At 47.2% G+C, this 1,107-nt stretch carries 1 protein-coding gene; it reads left to right on the top strand.

Annotation, left to right across the window (positions count from 1 at the left end; genetic code table 11):
* Positions 1-1,062, top strand: a 1,062-nt coding sequence (locus R7O12_RS26385) for a prolyl oligopeptidase family serine peptidase (protein ID WP_318127025.1), incomplete at its 5' end; no start/stop codon positions are given.
* Positions 1,063-1,107: the final 45 nt, after the last annotated feature.

The raw sequence follows: 1,107 nt of genomic DNA, 5'->3' as shown, positions 1-1,107 counted from the left end.
GCAGGAGTTGTGGCACTTAGTAAGCCAAACAATGTGTCGACGTTGACGGTGTATTCTTACCAAGGTCAGGAAAAAGTGATACTGCCATTGGAACACGATGGCAATGTCGCTTGGTTGAGCACGTTAGGCGATTTTGAATCAAACAAGATTCGTATCCGAAGCATGTCGATGACCACGCCTCCTCAATGGGAAGAGTTTGATGTAAAAACGCTGACTAAATCTTTGTACTCTCAAGATGCTTACCAAGATTTTGATAGCCAACATTATGTTTCAAAACGAATTTTCATTAAGCACGATGGTGTTTCTGTTCCCGTCTCTTTAGCGTATCGCAAAGACAAATTACACGCACAATCACCCGTGATGATTTATGGCTATGGCGCATACGGTTTTACGATGAAACCGTACTTTATGCCTCAAGTCATAAGCTTGCTCGACCAAGGCGTGATTTACGCTATCGCCCATGTTCGTGGCGGTGGGTACTTTGGCGATGAGTGGCATGAGCAAGGCCGTGGTGTGCGCAAAGCCAATTCTATTGGCGACTTTGTCGCGGCCGCTAAGACGCTGAAAACGTTTGAACGCGGTAATCGAGAGGTTTTCGCCATTGGCTCTAGTGCTGGTGGCACGTTGGTCGCGGGAGCGGTTAATCGAGATCCTAAGTTATTTTCAGGTGTCGTACTTAAAGTGCCTTTTGTTGATGTGGTAGCCAGCATGTCGGATACATCACTTCCGCTGACCACGCAGCAGTATGGCGAATGGGGTAACCCAACCAAATCTGAACAACTGGCACTAATGAAGGCGTACGATCCAATTCTCAACATTCACAAAGACGCTTACCCACCGATGCTGGTTCAAGTCGGTTTGATCGACCAGCGCGTGCCTTACTGGGAAGGTGCCAAGTATCTCGCCAAGGTTTCTGAGCTAAGTGAGCACACCGGGCCTTACTTGTTACAGACCGATTTTAACTCGGGTCATCAAATGGACCCACGACAAGCGCAAGAACAACAAGCAAAAGAATACGCCTTTCTTTTATCACTGATTAATACATCTAAAGCGGAGCAGTAAATGAAGCTTACCCCAGTGTCAGCGGCAGTACTTTCGGTACTAGCT

The sequence above is a fragment of the Vibrio sp. Vb1574 genome (genome assembly GCF_033338675.1).
The sequence above is the reverse complement of the archived record's forward strand: the minus strand, read 5'-3'. Positions and strand labels throughout refer to the sequence as shown.